The organism is Streptomyces sp. NPDC018029, assembly GCF_044327655.1.
In the GTDB taxonomy this organism is placed as follows: Bacteria; Actinomycetota; Actinomycetes; order Streptomycetales; family Streptomycetaceae; genus Streptomyces.
Genome location: NZ_JBIRFV010000004.1, coordinates 351,363 through 367,936, shown reverse-complemented (window position 1 = coordinate 367,936; position 16,574 = coordinate 351,363). Strand labels below are relative to the sequence as shown.

The 16,574-nt window shown below is 72.4% G+C and carries 14 protein-coding genes; 10 read left to right on the top strand and 4 right to left on the bottom strand.

Translation table 11 applies throughout. The annotated features are described in order from the left end of the window. Positions 1-61: 61 nt before the first annotated feature. Positions 62-1,336 carry an SGNH/GDSL hydrolase family protein gene (locus ACH4D5_RS14550; RefSeq protein ID WP_398302030.1) on the top strand — a complete coding sequence of 425 codons (1,275 nt, stop codon included), beginning with the start codon at positions 62-64 and terminating at the stop codon, positions 1,334-1,336. 50 nt (positions 1,337-1,386) lie between these two features. Further along, a complete protein-coding gene (locus tag ACH4D5_RS14545; RefSeq protein ID WP_398302614.1) occupies positions 1,387-2,814 on the top strand; it encodes an MFS transporter in 1,428 nt (475 codons plus the stop codon). On the opposite strand, the gene ACH4D5_RS14540 is transcribed toward ACH4D5_RS14545, so the two are convergent. Next, positions 2,799-3,212: a hypothetical protein gene (locus ACH4D5_RS14540; RefSeq protein ID WP_398302028.1), complete on the bottom strand. Its 414-nt coding sequence runs from the start codon at positions 3,210-3,212 to the stop codon at positions 2,799-2,801. The two genes, ACH4D5_RS14545 and ACH4D5_RS14540, sit on opposite strands and share 16 nt — an antisense overlap. Positions 3,213-3,280: 68 nt before the next feature. After that, positions 3,281-3,736, bottom strand: coding sequence for an SH3 domain-containing protein (locus ACH4D5_RS14535; protein WP_398302025.1), 456 nt, complete (start codon positions 3,734-3,736; stop codon positions 3,281-3,283). A 156-nt stretch (positions 3,737-3,892) separates the two neighbouring features. Between ACH4D5_RS14535 and ACH4D5_RS14530 the strand changes: the two genes are divergently transcribed. The 6 genes from ACH4D5_RS14530 to ACH4D5_RS14505 all read left to right on the top strand — a co-directional run bounded on the left by ACH4D5_RS14530 (position 3,893) and on the right by ACH4D5_RS14505 (position 10,763). After that, entirely contained in the window at positions 3,893-4,915 is a 1,023-nt protein-coding gene (locus ACH4D5_RS14530; protein WP_398302023.1) for an ATP-binding cassette domain-containing protein, read from the top strand. Continuing rightward, a complete protein-coding gene (locus ACH4D5_RS14525) occupies positions 4,912-5,760 on the top strand; it encodes an ABC transporter permease (RefSeq protein ID WP_398302021.1) in 849 nt (282 codons plus the stop codon). Before ACH4D5_RS14530 ends, ACH4D5_RS14525 begins: the two co-directional genes overlap by 4 nt. Positions 5,761-5,851: 91 nt before the next feature. Beyond that, the gene (locus tag ACH4D5_RS14520; protein ID WP_398302019.1) at positions 5,852-6,703 is read left to right on the top strand and encodes a hypothetical protein; all 852 of its coding nucleotides are present in this window, start codon (positions 5,852-5,854) and stop codon (positions 6,701-6,703) included. A gap of 59 nt (positions 6,704-6,762) precedes the next feature. Then, positions 6,763-7,563: an ATP-grasp domain-containing protein gene (locus tag ACH4D5_RS14515; RefSeq protein WP_398302017.1), complete on the top strand. Its 801-nt coding sequence runs from the start codon at positions 6,763-6,765 to the stop codon at positions 7,561-7,563. A gap of 99 nt (positions 7,564-7,662) precedes the next feature. Then, complete coding sequence (locus ACH4D5_RS14510) at positions 7,663-8,688, top strand: endonuclease/exonuclease/phosphatase family protein (protein WP_398302015.1); 1,026 nt, start codon at positions 7,663-7,665, stop codon at positions 8,686-8,688. Between the two features lie 68 nt (positions 8,689-8,756). Next, complete coding sequence (locus ACH4D5_RS14505; protein WP_398302013.1) at positions 8,757-10,763, top strand: FUSC family protein; 2,007 nt, start codon at positions 8,757-8,759, stop codon at positions 10,761-10,763. Positions 10,764-10,844: 81 nt separating this feature from the next. Here the strand turns inward: ACH4D5_RS14505 and snpA are convergent, their stop codons facing one another. Beyond that, a complete protein-coding gene (snpA, locus tag ACH4D5_RS14500) occupies positions 10,845-11,507 on the bottom strand; it encodes a snapalysin (RefSeq protein ID WP_398302011.1) in 663 nt (220 codons plus the stop codon). A 221-nt stretch (positions 11,508-11,728) separates the two neighbouring features. Here snpA and ACH4D5_RS14495 point away from each other — a divergent pair, with 221 nt between their 5' ends. Next, positions 11,729-12,703, top strand: a complete 975-nt coding sequence (locus ACH4D5_RS14495; protein WP_398302009.1) for a LysR family transcriptional regulator — start codon at positions 11,729-11,731, stop codon at positions 12,701-12,703. A gap of 33 nt (positions 12,704-12,736) precedes the next feature. Here ACH4D5_RS14495 and ACH4D5_RS14490 read toward each other — a convergent pair whose 3' ends face one another. Further along, positions 12,737-14,830: a PhoX family protein gene (locus ACH4D5_RS14490; RefSeq protein ID WP_398302006.1), complete on the bottom strand. Its 2,094-nt coding sequence runs from the start codon at positions 14,828-14,830 to the stop codon at positions 12,737-12,739. A gap of 387 nt (positions 14,831-15,217) precedes the next feature. On the opposite strand from ACH4D5_RS14490, the gene ACH4D5_RS14485 reads away from it, so the two are divergent. Continuing rightward, entirely contained in the window at positions 15,218-16,489 is a 1,272-nt protein-coding gene (locus ACH4D5_RS14485) for a VWA domain-containing protein (protein ID WP_398302004.1), read from the top strand. Positions 16,490-16,574 lie beyond the last annotated feature (85 nt).

The following is a 16,574-nucleotide window of genomic DNA, read 5'->3' as shown; positions in this document are numbered from 1 at the left end:
GGAGTCAGGACGGCGACCCGCCGGACGGACACCCTCTCTCTTCAACCGCCAGGAGATCCCGATGATTTCGCGTGCCCGCACGTCCCTCGCCGTCACCGCCGGCGCCGTCGCTCTCGCCCTGACCACGACCCTCGCCGTGACCGGTGCCGAGGCGTCCCCCGAGCGCACCGCCACCGGCCCGTCCTGGACCGCCGCCTGGGCCGCCGCCCCCCAGCGCCCCAGCACCGGCTTCAAGCCCAACTGGTCGGAGGCGGGCTTCGACGGCCAGACCCTGCGCCAGGTCGTCCGCGTCACGGAGGGCGGCGACAGGGCCCGCATCCGGCTCTCCAACGCGTACGGCACCTCGCCGCTGAAGGTCGCGGGTGCCACCATCGCCCGTACGAAGAAGGGGGCGTCGGTCGAGAAGGGCTCGGTCAGACACCTCACGTTCGGCGGGAAGCGGTTCGTCACCGTCCCTGCCCACGGTCAACTGTCCAGCGATGCCGTCGGGTTGGAGCTCGACCCGTTCGAGTCCGTCACCGTCACCCTGCACCTCGCCCAGACCACGGGACCCGCCACCTTCCACGCGCAGTCCTTCGCGACCAGCTACCGCGCGGACGGCGACCACTCCGCCGACACCGCGGGCCGCGCCTTCGGCGAGTCGACCGAGTCCTGGTACTACCTCGCGGGCGTGGACGTGGACGGCGAGGCCCGGCAGCGGCGCGACGGTGTCGTCCTCTTCGGCGACTCCATCACCGACGGCTTCGCCTCCTCCACCGACCGCGACCGCCGCTGGTCCGACGCCCTCGCCGAGCGCCTCGACGAGGCGGGGCGGCCGAGGCCCGTCCTCAACGCCGGCATCGGCGGCAACATGGTCCTCAACGATTCGGCCTGGTACGGCGAGAAGAGCACCAACCGCTTCGCGCGGGACGCCCTCGACCTGCCCGGCGTCAGCACGGTCGTCGTCCTCGAAGGGCTCAACGACATCGGTTTCAGCGAGACCGACAAGCCCACCTACAAGCCGGCGCCGGTCGTCTCCGCCCGCGACCTCATCAACGGCCACCGGGAGTTGATACGCCAGGCCCGCGCCAAGGGGGTCCGGATCGTCGGCGCCACCCTGCTCCCGCTCGGCGGCTCCGACCACTACGGCGAGCACGCGGCCGCCGTGAGCGACGAGTTCAACCGGTGGGTGCGGACGTCCGGCGAGTACGACGCGTACGTCGACTTCGACAAGGCCCTCGCCGACCCGAAGGACCCGGAGCGGATCGCGCCCGCGTACGACAGCGGGGACCACCTGCACCCGAACGACGCCGGCTACCGGGCCATGGCCCGCGCGGTCGAGCTGGACGCGCTGTGAGCGCCGTCGAGATCTCGGCGGGCACCGGCCCGGGCAGCGTGCGCGTGCGCATGACCGGCCGCCAGAAGCTGGTCCTGACCCTCCTCCTCGGCTCGCAGTTCATGGTCGCCGTGGACTTCTCGATCCTGAACGTCACCCTCCCCGTCGTCGGGGAGGGGCTCGGCTTCTCCCTCGCCCACCTCCAGTGGATCTCCACGGCCTTCGCGCTCGCCGCGGCCGGTTTCACGCTCCTCCTCGGGCGGATCGCCGACCTGTTCGGGCGGAAGCGGCTGTTCGTCGGGGGCATGGCGCTCCTCGGGCTCTCCTCGGCCCTGGGCGGCCTCGCCACCACGCCGGAGGTCCTGCTCACCGCCCGGGTGCTGCAAGGCCTGGCGACCGCGGCGGTCACCCCGGCGGGGCTCGCCCTGCTCACCACGGCCTTTCGCGAGGGGCCGCTGCGGGACCGGGCGCTCGGCCTCAACGGAGCGCTGATGTCGGCGGGCTTCACCACCGGCGCCGTCCTCGGCGGGCTCCTCACCGAACTGCTCTCCTGGCGCTGGGCGTTCCTCATCAACGTGCCGGTCGCCGCGGCCGTCGTCGCCCTCGCCCCGGCCCTCCTCACCGAGTCGCGCATCGTCTGCAGACACCGCCTCGACCTGCCCGGCGCGGTCACCGTCACCGGCGGCCTTCTCGCGCTCGTCCACGGGCTCACTCGGGCGGGCGAGAGCGGGTGGGGCGACCCCGTCGCGCTCGCCGCGCTGCTCGCGGGCGTCGCCCTGCTCGTCGCCTTCCACTTCGTGGAGCGGCGCTCGCCCGCGCCGCTCGTGCCCGTCCGCATCCTGCGGCGCCGCACGGTCGTCTGGGGCAACACGGCGGGGCTGATCGCCTTCGCCACGGAGACCTCACTGGTCTTCCTCCTGACGCTCTACCTCCAGGAGGTCCTCGGCTACTCGGCGCTCGCCACCGGTCTGGCCTTCGGCGTCCTCGGTCTCGGCACGGTGGCAGGGGGGCTGCTCGGCGGGCGGGTGGTGAGCCGGTTCGGCGGCCGGGCGGCGATCCTCGGCGGAGGCGCGGTGCAGGCCGCCGCCACGCTGTCCCTGGTGGCCCTCGGGACGTCCGGGGGCTGGCTGTATCTGCTGCTGGCCGCCACGTTCGTCGGCGGCGTCGGCAACATGGTGCTCATCGTCGGCTTCATGGTGACCGCCACCTCGGGCGTCGCCGACTCCGAGCAGGGCCTTGCGACCGGTCTGGCGACCATGACCCAGCAGGTCGGCATCACCCTCGGCATCCCGGTGATGAGCGCGATCGTGGCGGCCCGGACAGGGACGGGTGCGGGCGCTGATCCGCAGGCCGTCCTGTCCGGGGTGAGCGTGGCGGTGGCCGTCAACTCGGGTCTGGTGCTGGCCGCTTCACTGCTCGTCGCGCACCGGCTGGGGCGCGGGGCGGGCCGGGAGCGGGACCGGGACCGAGACCGGGACCGAGCTCACTCGGTGGTGTAGTAGCGGTAGAACGTCACCGCGAAGACGCCCGCCGCGACCACCAGCGCCATCACGGTGGACCGCAGCACGCTCGCCCCGCCGAGACTGTAGAGGAAGCCGAACGCGATCCCCGCGAACGCCGTCCAGGACAGCGCGCGCAGTTCCCGCGGGAGCGCGGGCGCCACCCGGTGCAGGGCGAACATGAGGGCGGCGAAGACCAGGCCGGTCACCACACCGAACAGGACGTTCCCGGTGGTGATCGGCCCGCCGTCGCGCCGGATCGCACAGGCCCAGAGGCCGTAGACGACCCCCGCGAGCAGGGCGAGACCGGCCCAGCGGGCCGCGGAGGTCGGGGTGGCGCGTGCGCCGGGCGTGGTGCGGGGCGTGTAGTGAGCGTGAGTGGGCGCGGCATGTGCCATGACGGTTCCCTTCTCTGCACGGGGCGTACGCGTACGTCAGTGATCGCGGTGCGCGCACAGGGCGTACGTCAGTGATCGCGGTACGCACACGGGTCGTGGTCGTGGTCGCAGTCCCTGTGGTCCCGGTGGTCCTTGTCGCGCCACTGCGGGCACGGGTCCTGGGACGACGGGCAGCTCGGCACGTGCCGGCCGCCGGTGTCGATGTACGCCGCGCTCACCCAGCCGCGGACGCCCTCCAGCCAGTACCAGTGCGGGTCACCGTGCACAGTGGTGCCCTTGACGGCGCATTTGACGCGGTCCTCGCTGCCGTACGGCAGCTTCGCGAGGACCGTGCCGCGGGTGCTCGGTTCGTCCCTGACCTTCAGGTCGGGGCCGGACACGACGGTGCCCCAGATGACGTCGTCGTTGTGGGCGGGACTTACGGATGCGGGACTTACGGATGTAGTGGCTGTGGCGGTGGCGGCGGTTCCTGCCGTCAGTACGGCCGCCGCGCAGGCCGCCCCCAGGCCCAGAGCGATTCGCATGATCAGCCTCCTGATCCCCTCATCCAGGAAACACCCGTTCGGCCCAGCGCTCCACCGGAGACGGTTCTAGCCTGGAGACCGATGAGTTTCCGGGGCGGACCCGGTCTGCCCCTACGACACTCCTTCGCGGAACCCCTTGCGAGAAGGCGGGCGGACATGAGCGGCACGGCCATCGAGACCGCGGGTCTGGTGAAGACCTTCGGCGACAACCGCGCGGTCGACGGAATCGACCTCACCGTCCCGGCCGGCACGGTCTACGGCGTGCTCGGGCCCAACGGCGCGGGCAAGACCACGGCGGTCAAGATGCTCGCCACCCTGCTGCGCCCGGACGGGGGCGAGGCGCACGTCTTCGGCCACGACGTGGTGCGCGAGGCGGACGCCGTACGCAGCCGGGTCAGCCTCACCGGGCAGTACGCGTCGGTCGACGAGGACCTGACCGGCATGGAGAACCTCGTCCTGCTCGGCCGCCTCACCGGGCACGCCAGGAAGGCGGCGCGGGACCGGGCAGGGCAGCTCCTCGAAGCGTTCGGCCTGACGGACGCGGCCGCCCGGCAGGTGAAGAACTACTCGGGCGGCATGCGGCGCCGCATCGACATCGCCGCGTCCATCCTGAACACCCCGGACCTGCTCTTCCTCGACGAGCCGACGACGGGCCTCGACCCCCGCAGCCGCAACCAGGTCTGGGACATCGTGCGCGCGGTCGTCGGCCACGGCACGACGGTCCTGCTCACCACCCAGTATCTCGACGAGGCCGACCAGTTGGCGGCCCGCATCGCCGTCATCGACAAGGGCAAGGTCATCGCGGAGGGCACCAAGGGCGAGCTCAAGGCGTCGGTCGGCGCGGGCTCGGTGCATGTACGGCTGCGGGATGCCGCGCGGCGCGAGGAGGCGGCCCGGCTGCTCGGCGCGGTGCTCGACGCGCCGGTGCAGCTGGAGCCCGACCCGGTGGCCCTGACGGCCCGCGTCGGCACCCACGGCGAGCGGAACGGCGGCGGCGCGGCCGAGCAGGCGTCCCGGGCGCTCGCCGAGCTGGCCCTCGCCGGCATCACCGTCGACAACTTCTCGCTCGGCCAGCCCAGCCTCGACGAGGTGTTCCTCGCCCTGACCGGCGCGGACGCCGGCCACCGGGCACCCGTGACGGAAGACGTGCAGGACCTGAAGGAAGAGGCCACGGCATGAGCGCCCCCGCCCCCACCGAGACCCAGGAACTCGCACCCGTCAGGGCCGAGTCCCTCGCCGAGCTCCTCATCGCCACCGAGCGCCCGGCAAGGCCGACCGCGCTCTCCGCCTGCCTCACCTTCGGCTGGCGCGCCATCCTCAAGATCAAGCACGTGCCGGAGCAGCTCTTCGACGTCACGGCGTTCCCGATCATGATGGTGCTGATGTACACCTACCTCTTCGGAGGGGCGCTGGCCGGGTCGCCGCGCGAGTACATCCAGTACCTGCTGCCCGGCATCCTCGTGATGTCCGTCGTCATGATCACGATGTACACGGGCGTCTCGGTCAACACCGACATCGAGAAGGGCGTCTTCGACCGGTTCCGTACGCTGCCGATCTGGCGGCCCTCGGTGATGGTCGGCTACCTCCTCGGCGACGCCCTGCGCTACGCCATCGCCTCCGTGGTGATCCTGACCGTCGGCCTCATCATGGGCTACCGCCCGGACGGCGGCTTCGTCGGCGTCGTGGCGGGCATCGCGGTCCTGCTCGTCTTCTCCTTCGCCTTCTCGTGGATCTGGACGATGTTCGGGCTGCTGCTGCGCACCGAGAAGTCGGTGATGGGCGTCAGCATGATGGTGATCTTCCCGCTGACGTTCCTCAGCGACATCTTCGTGAAGCCCGAGACGATGCCGGGCTGGCTGCAGGCCTTCGTCAACAACAACCCCATCACCCACGTCTCCTCGGCGGTCCGCGCCCTGATGGACGGCACGTCGCCGACGACGGAGCTGGCGTGGACGTTCGGCTGGGCGCTGCTCCTGGTGGCGGTGTTCGGGCCGGTGACGATGCGTCTGTACAACCGCAAGTAGCGGGTGTTGGCCGCTTGTGCGGCTGACTTCGTTGCCCCATATGCAGTCGCCCCGGTCGCGCCCCGCGTGATCGGGGCCTTGCCTTGGACGCGTGCCGAAAAGCGTCCGCCCCGCCCTGTCCGCCGTCCTCCTCGTCCTCGCCTGCCTCCTGGTGCCGTTCGGGGCGCTCTCCGCCTGGGCGAAGTACGAGATCGGGGACCGGGACAGCTACGTCGCCACGATGGCGCCGCTCGCCTCCGACCCCGCGGTGCGCGCGGCGGTGGCGGACGCCGTCACCGACTCGGTGATGAAGGAGATCGACGTGGGACCGCTGCGGGGCGCGGTCGAGTCGTTCGTACGGGACGCGGTGCGGTCGTTCACCGAGACCGGGGCGTACCGGACAGCCTGGAAGGCGGCGAACCGGGGGGCGCACGACGCCGTGCAGTCCGCCCTCAACGACGACTCGAACGGCGAGGTCACCATCGACCTCGCGCCCATCACCGAGCAGATCAAGCGGCAACTGGAGGACGACGGCGTGCCGTTCGCGTCGAAGATCCCGGTGAAGCACACGGAGATCACGGTCCTGGAGTCCGAGGACCTCGGCCGGCTGTGGAAGAGCTTCCACACGTTGCAGGTGGCGGGGGTCTGGCCCGCGGTGGCGGCGGCCGTCCTCGCCGTCGCGGGCGTCCTGCTCGCCGCCCGCCGCCGCAGGGCCGTCACCGCCACGGCGCTCGGCATGGCCCTCACCGCCGCGGTCCTGGCCGCCGCCGTCGCGACCGGCCGCGCCCTGACCCTCGACGACCTCCCCCCGGACATCTCACGCGACGCCGCGGGCGCGGTGTACGACGCGCTGACGGAGACGCTGCGGGTGACGGCCTGGGTGATCATCGCGACGGGACTCGTCGTGGCTCTGGCGATGTGGCTCCTACCGCGCCTGAGCGACCGCCGTCATAGGTCTGCGTAGGTCCGCGTACACGGAAACTCGCGGGTGGTGACCGGTCGGTTCGATTACCGTCACCGAGCATGTGTACGCCCGGACCTGCCGTTCTGCTGGCCCCGCACCCGCGCAGCTCTACCGCCGTGCTGCTCACCGAGGCGGCCGTCCGGCGTGGTCTGCGCGTGTCGGCGCGGCTGCCCGTCGCGCCCCCGGGCCCGGGGCCGGCCGTGCACTGGTACGGCGGGCCCCTCGCCGCCGACCGGGTCGCCGGCCGCGCCGGTATCGCGCTGCTCGAACCGGCCGACGGCTGGCTCGCTGCCCTGCCGTACGACCTCACGTGCCGCCGCGTGGAGTCGACGACGCTCGGTGAGGCGCGGCGGCTGCGGCGGGCCGCCTTTGTGAAGCCGCCGTCGGAGAAGTCGTTTCCGGCGGCCGTGTACCCGGACGGCTCGCGACTGCCGCCTCCGGACGCCGCGGCCCGCGTCACGGACGACGCCGCCGTACTCGTCTGTGACGTCGTCGACTTCGCCGCCGAGTACCGGTGCTTCGTGCTCGACGGGCGGGTCGTCACCGGCAGCCGGTACGCGGTCCGCGGGCTGCTCGGCCCCGGGCCGCTCAGCGACGGCGCCCGCGCCTTCGCCGGGCGGGTCCTCGCGCACTGTGCGGGGGCGGGACCGCGGCTTCCCCGTGCCGTCGTCCTCGACGTCGGCGTGCTGGCCGACGGCCGGTGGGCCGTGGTCGAGGCCAACATGGCCTGGTTCGCGATTTACGCCGCCGACCCGGACCGCGTCCTCGACGTCGTCCTCGCGGCCACGGGACCGCCCGACGCCGTCGCCCCCGCCGACCGCCCCTTCCTGCGGTTCCCGCCCGATGGGCAACCGTCGTAGGTCCCACCCCGTCTCTGAGGGAGGATGCGCCCGGCGGGAGCGACAGGCACCACAGCCACCGACGACGAGAGGCCCGTCCCCTTGGACAGCGTGAACAGCGTGGACAGCGTGAACGACGTCAACAGCACGGCCGCCGACGAGGGCCGGGACGAACCGGCGCCGCGACGGCGTGCGGGGCGCGCCGCCGCGTGGGGTGCCGGGCTGCTGCTAGCCGGGGTGAGCGCCGTCATCGGCTTCCGGGTCGCCGACTCGGACGGTTTCACGCCCGTGCCGCAGCTGCTCGCGTTCCTGCCCTGGCTGCTCGCGCCCGCAGGGGCAGGGCTGCTGATGGCCGTGCTCGTGCGGTGGCGGACCGGCATGCTGTGGGGCGTCGTCGCGCTCGGCCTCGTCGCCTGGTACATGGAGCCGTACGGGAACACCGACACGCCCCGCGGCTCCGCCGTCGCCGAGCTGCGCGTGCTGACGTCGAACGTCGAGTTCGGGCAGGGCACCCCGGGCCTGGTCCGGGCTGTCCGCAAGGAGCGGCCCGATCTGCTGTTCGTGGAGGAGTGCGACCCGGCCTGCTCGGCCCTGCTCCGCAAGGAGCTGCCCCGCGCCGACTACCCGCACCGCGAGGCCGTCGAGGCGTACGGCGCCGAAGGCTCCGTCATCCTCTCCAAGTTCCCGCTCAAGAGCGCGGCCGGCGTCAAGGCCACCCTCGGCATGCCCGGCGCCGTCGCCGACGTCGACGGACATCCCGTACGCGTACAGCTTGCGCACCCCATGCCGCCGCTGCCCCGCGAGGTCGGCCTGTGGCGCTCCGAGCTGCGGAAGCTCCAGGAGTACGCGGCCGCGGGAGGCGGGCGGCCCACCATCGTCGCCGGGGACTTCAACGCCACCCAGGACCACGCCGCGTTCCGTGCGCTCCTGGACGAGGGGCTGCGCGACGCGGCCCGCCTCGCCGGGTCCTCGCGCACCCCGAGCTGGCCCGCCGCCGCGCCCGCGCCGCTCGGCGCGCAGATCGACCACGTCCTCGCCACCCCGGACTTCGCCGCCCGCGACGCCCGCTTCCTGGACATCGGCGACACCGACCACCGGGCCCTGGCCGTCACCCTGACCCTGTACGAAGCCGAAAGGGAGCGTTGACCGGGGTGCCCTGCCGGGCCTTGATCGCCCGGCCCGGGAAAGTAACGTAAAGCACCGATAATGGGCGCATGCCCCGAGAGTCCCGTACCGCCCGTCCGGTCTCACTGAGCCCGCTCACCCCACCCGACTGGCTGGTCAGGTCCCTCAAGCCGCAGTCCGCGCCCATCCCCTGGGCGGCCGTGGCCCGCGCCTCCGTGGCGATGGCGCTCCCCCTCGCCGTCGGCATCCTCGCGGGCAAGCCCACCTATGGCGCGCTCGCCTCCATGGGTGCCCTCTCCGGGGTCATCGGCGACACCGCCGACGCCTACCGCATGCGGATCTTCAACATCGCCGTGCCGCAGCTCTTCGGCGCCATCGGCGTCACCCTCGGCTCGCTCGTCTTCGGGCACGGCTGGGTGGCGGTCGGCGCGGTCACGTTCGTCGCGCTGGTCTCCGGGATGATGTCGACGATCGGCGCCGTCGCCTCCGTGTCGGGCCTGCTCCTGCTGCTCAACTGCGTGGTCGGCGCCGGGCTGCCGATGCCGGGGGAGTGGTGGCTCGCCCCGGCCCTGATGACCGGCGGCGGGCTCCTCGTCCTCGCGCTCGCCCTGCTCGCCTGGCCGCTGCGCTCCGGCGTCCCCGAACGCTCCGCCGTCGCCGCTTCCTACCGCTTGGTGGCGGCGCTGCTGGATGCGGCGGGCACGGACGCGTACGGCGATGCGCGCACCGCCGTGACGGCCTCCCTGAACCAGAGCTACGACCTCGTCCTCGCCCGGCGCACCCGCGACCACGGCCGCAACCCCGAACTGGTCCGGCTCGTCGCCCAGTTGAACGCCCTCATCCCGATCGTCGAGGCCGCCCCCGCCGCCGACCAGGCCGCCCGCCACGCCTGCGTACGCCTGCCGCCCGAGGTCCCGGACGCCGTCCGCGCGCTCGCGGACGCGGTGGAGCGAGGCGCGACCGCGCACGCCACCGTCAGCGCACCTGCGACCCGCGCCGCGGCCCGCATCCCGGAACCCCAGGACCACGCCGCCCGCGCCCTCGACCACGCCGTGCTGCACGCGGCGGAGACCCTCGCCGACCCCGACCCGCTCGGCGTCATCGCGGCCGACGACCGCCTCGGCCGCCCCGCCGCCCTGCGCGTCCGCGCCCGCCGCGCCGCCCGCAACGTCATCCTGTCCAGCACCTCATGGCGCTACGGCCTGCGGCTGGCCCTCTGCATCGGCGTCGCCCAGGCCCTGGTCTCCCTCGTCGAAGTCCCCAGGTCGTACTGGGTGGCGCTCACCGTCACCTTCGTCCTCAAGCCCGACTTCGGCTCGGTCTTCTCGCGCGCCGTCCTGCGCGCGCTCGGCACGGCGGCCGGCCTGGTGGTCGCGGCGGCGGTCCTCGCGGAGGTCCCCCACGGCTGGTGGGACGTGCCCGTGATGATGCTCCTGGCCCCGCTCATCCCGGCCCTCACCACCCGCGGCTACGGCTACCAGACCGCGGCGATCACCCCGGTCATCCTGCTGCTCTCCGACATCCTCAACCACCAGGGCCTCGGCCTCGTCGTGCCGCGCCTCGTCGACAGCCTGATCGGCTGCGGCATCACGCTCGTCGCCGGATATCTGCTCTGGCCGGAGAGCTGGGGCACCCGGATCGGCGACCGGCTCGCGGACGCGGTGGCGGACACCGCGCGGTACGTGGAGTGCGCGTTCGGCACCGACGGGGAACCCGCCGAGCGCGCCCGCATGCGCCGCGGCCTCTACCGCGACCTGTCCGTCATCCGCTCCGAGTTCCAGCGCGCCCTGACCGAGCCGCCGCCCACCGGCACGCGGGCAGCCGCCTGGTGGCCGCTGGTCGTCGCCGTGGAACGCATCCTCGACGCCACGACGGCGGCAAGGGTCCGCATCCGGCACGGCGCGAAACCCCCGACTCCGGAGGAGGTGGCCGAAGTCGCTCGCGAACTGGAGGGCTTGGCGGACCGCCTGCGCAAGTCGGTCATCCTGGAGAAGGGCCACGCGAACTTCACGGACAACTCCAAGGAGAGCGTCTTGGAGCCCCTACGCCAGGAGGTGGGCGCGGCACGGGCGGTGGCCTCACCGAAGGGTAGGTAAAAGGGGCGCGGGGAACTGCGCGACCAGCCACAAACCGGCCCGCAGCTCCCCAACAACCGAAAATCCCTTACAGCACCGCGCTCAGCGGGCGCCAACCTTGTGCAGCGCCTTGGCGAACCCATTCGCCCAAAGCTGCTCGACCTTCGAGCGCTCCGCCGCATCGGGCTGCGCATTCGTGCAGGAGGGCCCGGGCCCACCGCCCGACATGAGCTGGCTGCACGGCCCGTCGTACGTGTCGGGCAGCCCGAGCACGTGCCCGGTCTCGTGCGCGGTGACGCGCGTCGAGTCGTACTCCTGGTTCTGCGCGTGGTCCAGGAAGATGTAGCCCTTCCCGTGGCCGTCCGTGCTCGCGTACGAGCCGCGCGGGTCATTGCCCTCGCGGTACTCGAAGCTCGCGCCGGAACTGCCCTCCTGGAGCTTGACGTTGGAGACGGCGCTGTTCCATATGGACGTGGAACTGGCTATCTGCCGGGCGAAGGACGGGGCGCCGGACGCGTCGTACGTGACGGTCACGGACTTCGCTCCGGGGTTGGCCGCGCGCTTCTCGGCGACCGCCTTCACGACGGCTTCGAAGAACGCCTTGTTGGCCTTGGCCTCCGCGGCCGATCCCTCGTACCGGGCGTACGAGGACTGGCCGGAGCCGACAGGGCCGGCCGGCGCGGCGGAGGCCGAGACCGAGGTCGCGCCGAGTCCGGCCACGGTGAGGCCGAGGACGGCCGCGACAGACAGGTAACGCTTGTTCATGTGTGGGGGGCTCCCTACTCGTTCCACGACCGCGTGGGGCAGTCGATGAAAGGTGAACGGTTCGGTACCGGTGAGTGTCGGGGAGCGTGTGACGCGTGGGGATGATGGCAACTCGCGATAGCACGGAGCTATCGCCGGGACCCGGCCTGCCCAGATCGGCCGGTTCTCATGGGGTTTGAGCGTCTGGTGCGGCGGCCGTACCGCCTCTACGCTCAACGGCCATGGAGCTCGAGGTCAGGCACCTCCGCGCGCTGTGCGCCATCGCCGACACCGGCAGCCTGCACAAGGCCGCGCGGCAGCTCGGCATGAGCCAGCCGTCGCTGACGACGCAGCTGCGGCGCATCGAGCACGCGCTCGGCGGCCAGCTCTTCGCCCGCGAGCGCACCGGCTGCCGCCCCACCCAGCTCGGCCGGGTCGTCCTCAGCCGCGCCCGCCCCCTCGTCACGGAGATGCGGGCGCTGGTCGCCGAGACCAGGGCGGCCGCCACCCGCACCGCCGAGGGCCCGCAGCTGCGCATCGGCTCCACGGCGAGCCGTGCCATACCGGGCTGGCTGCGCAGACTGCGCGCACGGCTGCCCGGGACCGAGATGTCCCTCCAGATGGACGTGTCCGCGAATGCCCTGCTGCGCATGGTGGAGACCGGCCAGCTCGACATCGCCTTCGTGCACGAGGTGGAGGGCTGCCCGCTGCGGATGCCGGAGAGCCTGCGAAGACGGATACTCCTCGACCGGGAGCCGCAGTTCGTCTCCCTCGCCGCCGACCATCCGGCGGCGGACCGTCCCGTCGTACGCCTCTCCGACCTCGCGGACGACCGCTGGATGGTGGACCCGACGGTCGACGGCGAGTGGGACGGCCTGCGCCGCGTCCTGACCGCGGCCGGCCTCAACCCCCGTGTCCTGCACGGCGACTACCTCACCGCGTCCTCCCTCGTCGCCACCGGCGAGGTCGTCACCCTCTGCCAGCCGACCTCACGAGGCAGGACCGACATGGCCGTACGCCCCCTGTACGGCGACCCCCTCGGCGTACGCCTCATCCTGACGGCGCGCACCGAGGAGGAGCTCGACGCGGTGTACGGCGAGCTGGAGGCCGCCTACTGGGAGGCGGCCCGGCAGGCGCCCGCCTACGCGGAGTGGCTGCTGCGGGCCGGCGACGCCCGCGGGACGACCGGCGGAACACTGATCCCGGCCACCCGCTGACGCCCCCCGCCCCCACACCCGCTCTCCGGCGTATCAGACGCCGATGTCGCGGCCGTCCTCGCGCCACACCGCGACGACCGACGGGCGGACGATCTTCCCGGGCCCGTCGGGCCAGGCGCTCGCCGGCTTCTCCACCGACGCGCCGTCGACCTCGCCCGGGTGCTGCACGGAGACGAGCACGCGCCGCTCCTGCACGATCGGGCCGCAGGTCTCCGCGCCGGTCGGCATGGTCAGGAACTGCTTGAGCTCGCCGCGCCGGTCACCGCGCGTGGCGACGCCGAAGAGGCCGTCGTGCGAGCCGAGCTGGTTGCCGTCGGTGGAGATCCACAGGTTGCCGTGCGGGTCGAAGGCGACGTTGTCGGGGCAGGAGATCGGGGAGACCCGCTCCTTGGGGAAGCCCGCGAAGTACGTCGAGGGGTCGTTCGGGTCGCCGGCGACGAGGAAGAGCGACCAGCCGAAGGTGGTGGCGTCCGCGCGGTTGCGGCGCTCGGTCAGCTCCAGGATCTGCCCGTGCTTGTTGAGGTTGCGCGGGTTGGCCTCGTCGGCACCGGCCTTGCCCGCCTTGCCGCGGTCGGAGTTGTTGGTGAGCGCCACGTACACCTTGCCGGTGTGCGGGGACGGCTCGATGTCCTCGGGGCGGTCCATCTTCGTGGCGCCCACCTTGTCACCGGCGAGGCGCGTGAAGACGTACACCTCCTCGGCGGTCATGCCGTCGACGTGCGAGACGGCCTTGCCGCCGGGCCCCGCGGTGGCGAGCGGGATCCACTTGCCGCTGCCGTCGAACTCCCCGTCCGCCGGGAGCGTCCCCTTGCCGTCGATCTCGGCCGCGGGCGAGTCGCCGGTCAGCTTGGCGACGTACAGGGTCCCCTCGTCGAGGAGCGTCAGGTTGTGCTCGTGGGCGGCCCGGGACGTGCCCTTGGCCATGCGCTTGCTGCTGACGAACTTGTAGAAGTAGTCGAACTTCTCGTCGTCGCCCATGTAGACGACCGGGCGGCCGTCGTCCGTGAGGCGCGGCTGCGCGGCCTCGTGCTTGAAGCGGCCGAGCGCGGTGCGCTTGCGCGGGGTCGAGTCGGGGTCGTACGGGTCGAGTTCGACGACCCAGCCGAAGCGGTGGGCCTCGTTGGGCTCCTGGGCGAGGTCGAAGCGGCGGTCGAACCGCTCCCACTTCCGCTCGGAGGCGGCGCCCGTCACGCCGTACCGCTTGAGGCGGGCGGTGGTCGTCGGGTCGGTCACCTTCTCCGCGTTGGCGAAGTACTGGTTGAAGTTCTCCTCGCCGTGCAGCGTCGTGCCCCACGGGGTGGTGCCGCCCGAGCAGTTGTTGAGGGTGCCGAGCACGGTGGTGCCGCGCGGGTCGGCCTTGGTGCGGACGAGCTCGCTGCCGCGCACCGGGCCGGAGATCCGGAAGGGGCTGGTGGCGGTGAGGCGCCGGTTGAGGTGGTGCCGGCTGACGGCGCGCAGCTTCCCGCTCTTCCGCTCCCCCTCGACCACGACGACGGACAGACCGTGGGCGGCCCAGGCGATCTCGACCTGCTCACGGGTGGGGTTCTCGGGGTCGTACCCCTTGAACATCAACAGCTCGTCCGTGTACTCGTGATTGGCGACGAGAACCTGGCGCCCGTGCTCACCCCGCAAGGGCAGCAGACTCAGAAAGTCATTGTTGTACCCGAACTGCCCGGCCTGCGCCTTGGCGGTCTGCTTCGCCGCATCGAAGGCGGGGGCACCGCGCAGGATGGGCTCGCCCCAGCGGATGACGACGCTCTGCTGGTAGCCGGCGGGGATGGTGACGGTGTCGGCGGTGTTCGGCGCGACGGGCGCGAACCGCAGCCCGCGCGCCCCCTTGCTCTTCCTGTCACCGGGCCGGCCGGTGGGCGCGGCGGCTGCTGCCTGCGGGGCGCCCGGGTCCGCTATGACCGCACCGCCCGCGGCGGCGGCGACGGTCACCACGGCGGCGGCGCGCATCATCGAACGGCGGCTGAGCGCACCGGCGATGACGTCCCCGACGTACTCGTTCTCACTGGTGTTCGGGACCTCGCCGAAGCAGGCGTCGCCGCAGCGGAAGCGGCAGGTCAGGGCGGAACGGCCGCCGCTCCCCTGATGCGAGGTGATGATCGGCAGCAGCTTGCGCACGTGTCCTCCGTCGTCTGGCATGGCCTGTTTTCGCCGTGACGCTATGGGCGGTATTCGGCATAACGACGGCCGGAGGGTGAACGGAGAGTGAATCCGCGACGCACGGGAAGAAGTTGAGGCCAGGCCGGCAGTGGGCTGATGTGGGCGGAGGAGGAGTCCCGTGCCGGTCGATGACCCTGCCCAAGATCGCCCACAGCGGCGGCTAACCTTACGTGTCCGCCCTGGCCAGGGATTTTCGGGAATCAACTCACGCGAAGGGTTGCGCACATGGGCATTCTGAACCGCCTGCGGAACGCGTTCGGACGATCACGCAAGGAGAGCGTTCCGGAGGCACGGGAGCCTGAGCGTGCGACTGCGCCGGAGCAGGATGCGGCAGCCTCGGAGCCGGTGACCCTCCCGTCCCCGTCCCCCGAGCCGACCCCGCCCCCCAAGGCCTCGGTCCCCTCCCCGAGCCCGGAACCGTCCCCCTCCACGGTGGACGACCTGGTGGCAGCAGCATTCGACAACGTAACGGTCCCCCAGCAGCCGGCGCCGCCGAACACGGCCCCCGAGCCGGAGGCCGAGGCAACTCCTGACGCTGCCCCCGAGCCGAAGGCTGAGGCGGCTCCCGAGCCGAAGGCCGAGGTAGCTCCTGACACTGCCCCCGAGCCGAAGGCTCAGGCGGACCCCGAGCCGGATGCCGCCACCGCCCCCACGGCGGACGAGCCGAAGACCGAGACCGAGCCCGCTCCCTCTGCGGACGAGCCCCAGGCCAAGGCCGAGCCCGCTCCTGCCCCCGCTGCGGACGAGCCCGAGGCGGAAGCCGCTACCGCTGTGGGCAATCGTCCCGCTGGGCGGGACGGGTGGGCACAGCCCCCGGTGCCGAGCACCGACAACGAAGGCGCCCCTGAGGCCGACCCCGAGCCGAAGGCTCAGGCCACCCCCGAGGCCAACCCCGAGCCGAAGGCTCAGGCAACCCCGGACGCGGGCGGCAACCCCACCCCGGCCAAGGGAAAGCCCGCCGTCTCCGCGGCAAAGGTGAGGTCCAAAGCCCCGGGGCTAGCCAACGCATACAAAGCCGCAGCCGCCGCCCTGAAGAAGAACAACCTCACAGGAACCCGAGCCCAGGTCTACCTGGTCCTCGACCGCTCCGGCTCCATGCGCCCGTACTACAAGGACGGCTCGGCCCAGAGCCTCGGCGAACAGGTCCTCGCCCTCTCCGCCCACACGGACCCCGAAGCCACCGTGCACGTCGTCTTCTTCTCCACGGAGATCGACGGCACCGGCACCCTCACGCTCCCCGAGCACGAGGGCCGCATCGACGAGCTGCACGCCGCCGCGGGCCACATGGGCCGCACCAGCTACCACCGCGCGATCGAAGAGGTCGTGGCGCACTACGAGAAGTCGGAGCACAAGGAGAACGGCACCCCCGCCCTGGTGATCTTCCAGACGGACGGCGCCCCCGACGCGAAGGGCCCGGCGACCCAGGCCCTGAAGGACGCCGCCGAGCACCCCCTCTTCTTCCAGTTCGTGGCGTTCGGCGAGCACGACGCGAAGGGCTTCGACTACCTCCGCAAGCTGAAGGCCGACAACGCGGCCTTCTTCCACGCGGGCCCGGCCCCGCGCGAGCTCACGGACAAGGAGCTGTACGAGGGCCTGCTGGCGTCCTGGCGCCCGTAACCGGTCGTACGCCACCCCAGGGGCTGGACCGGAAGCCACCGGTCCACCCCCTGGAATCGAGGTGAGTGGATCTTCGCAGGGCCGT

Bases quoted from the DNA above. Each gene is read 5' to 3' on its own strand.
- ACH4D5_RS14550 (WP_398302030.1), top strand. From the start codon at position 62: ATGATTTCGCGTGCCCGCACGTCCCTCGCCGTCACCGCCGGCGCCGTC.
- ACH4D5_RS14545 (WP_398302614.1), top strand. From the start codon at position 1,387: ATGACCGGCCGCCAGAAGCTGGTCCTGACCCTCCTCCTCGGCTCGCAG.
- ACH4D5_RS14540 (WP_398302028.1), bottom strand. From the start codon at position 3,212: ATGGCACATGCCGCGCCCACTCACGCTCACTACACGCCCCGCACCACG.
- ACH4D5_RS14535 (WP_398302025.1), bottom strand. From the start codon at position 3,736: ATGCGAATCGCTCTGGGCCTGGGGGCGGCCTGCGCGGCGGCCGTACTG.
- ACH4D5_RS14530 (WP_398302023.1), top strand. From the start codon at position 3,893: ATGAGCGGCACGGCCATCGAGACCGCGGGTCTGGTGAAGACCTTCGGC.
- ACH4D5_RS14525 (WP_398302021.1), top strand. From the start codon at position 4,912: ATGAGCGCCCCCGCCCCCACCGAGACCCAGGAACTCGCACCCGTCAGG.
- ACH4D5_RS14515 (WP_398302017.1), top strand. From the start codon at position 6,763: ATGTGTACGCCCGGACCTGCCGTTCTGCTGGCCCCGCACCCGCGCAGC.
- ACH4D5_RS14505 (WP_398302013.1), top strand. From the start codon at position 8,757: ATGCCCCGAGAGTCCCGTACCGCCCGTCCGGTCTCACTGAGCCCGCTC.
- snpA (WP_398302011.1), bottom strand. From the start codon at position 11,507: ATGAACAAGCGTTACCTGTCTGTCGCGGCCGTCCTCGGCCTCACCGTG.
- ACH4D5_RS14495 (WP_398302009.1), top strand. From the start codon at position 11,729: ATGGAGCTCGAGGTCAGGCACCTCCGCGCGCTGTGCGCCATCGCCGAC.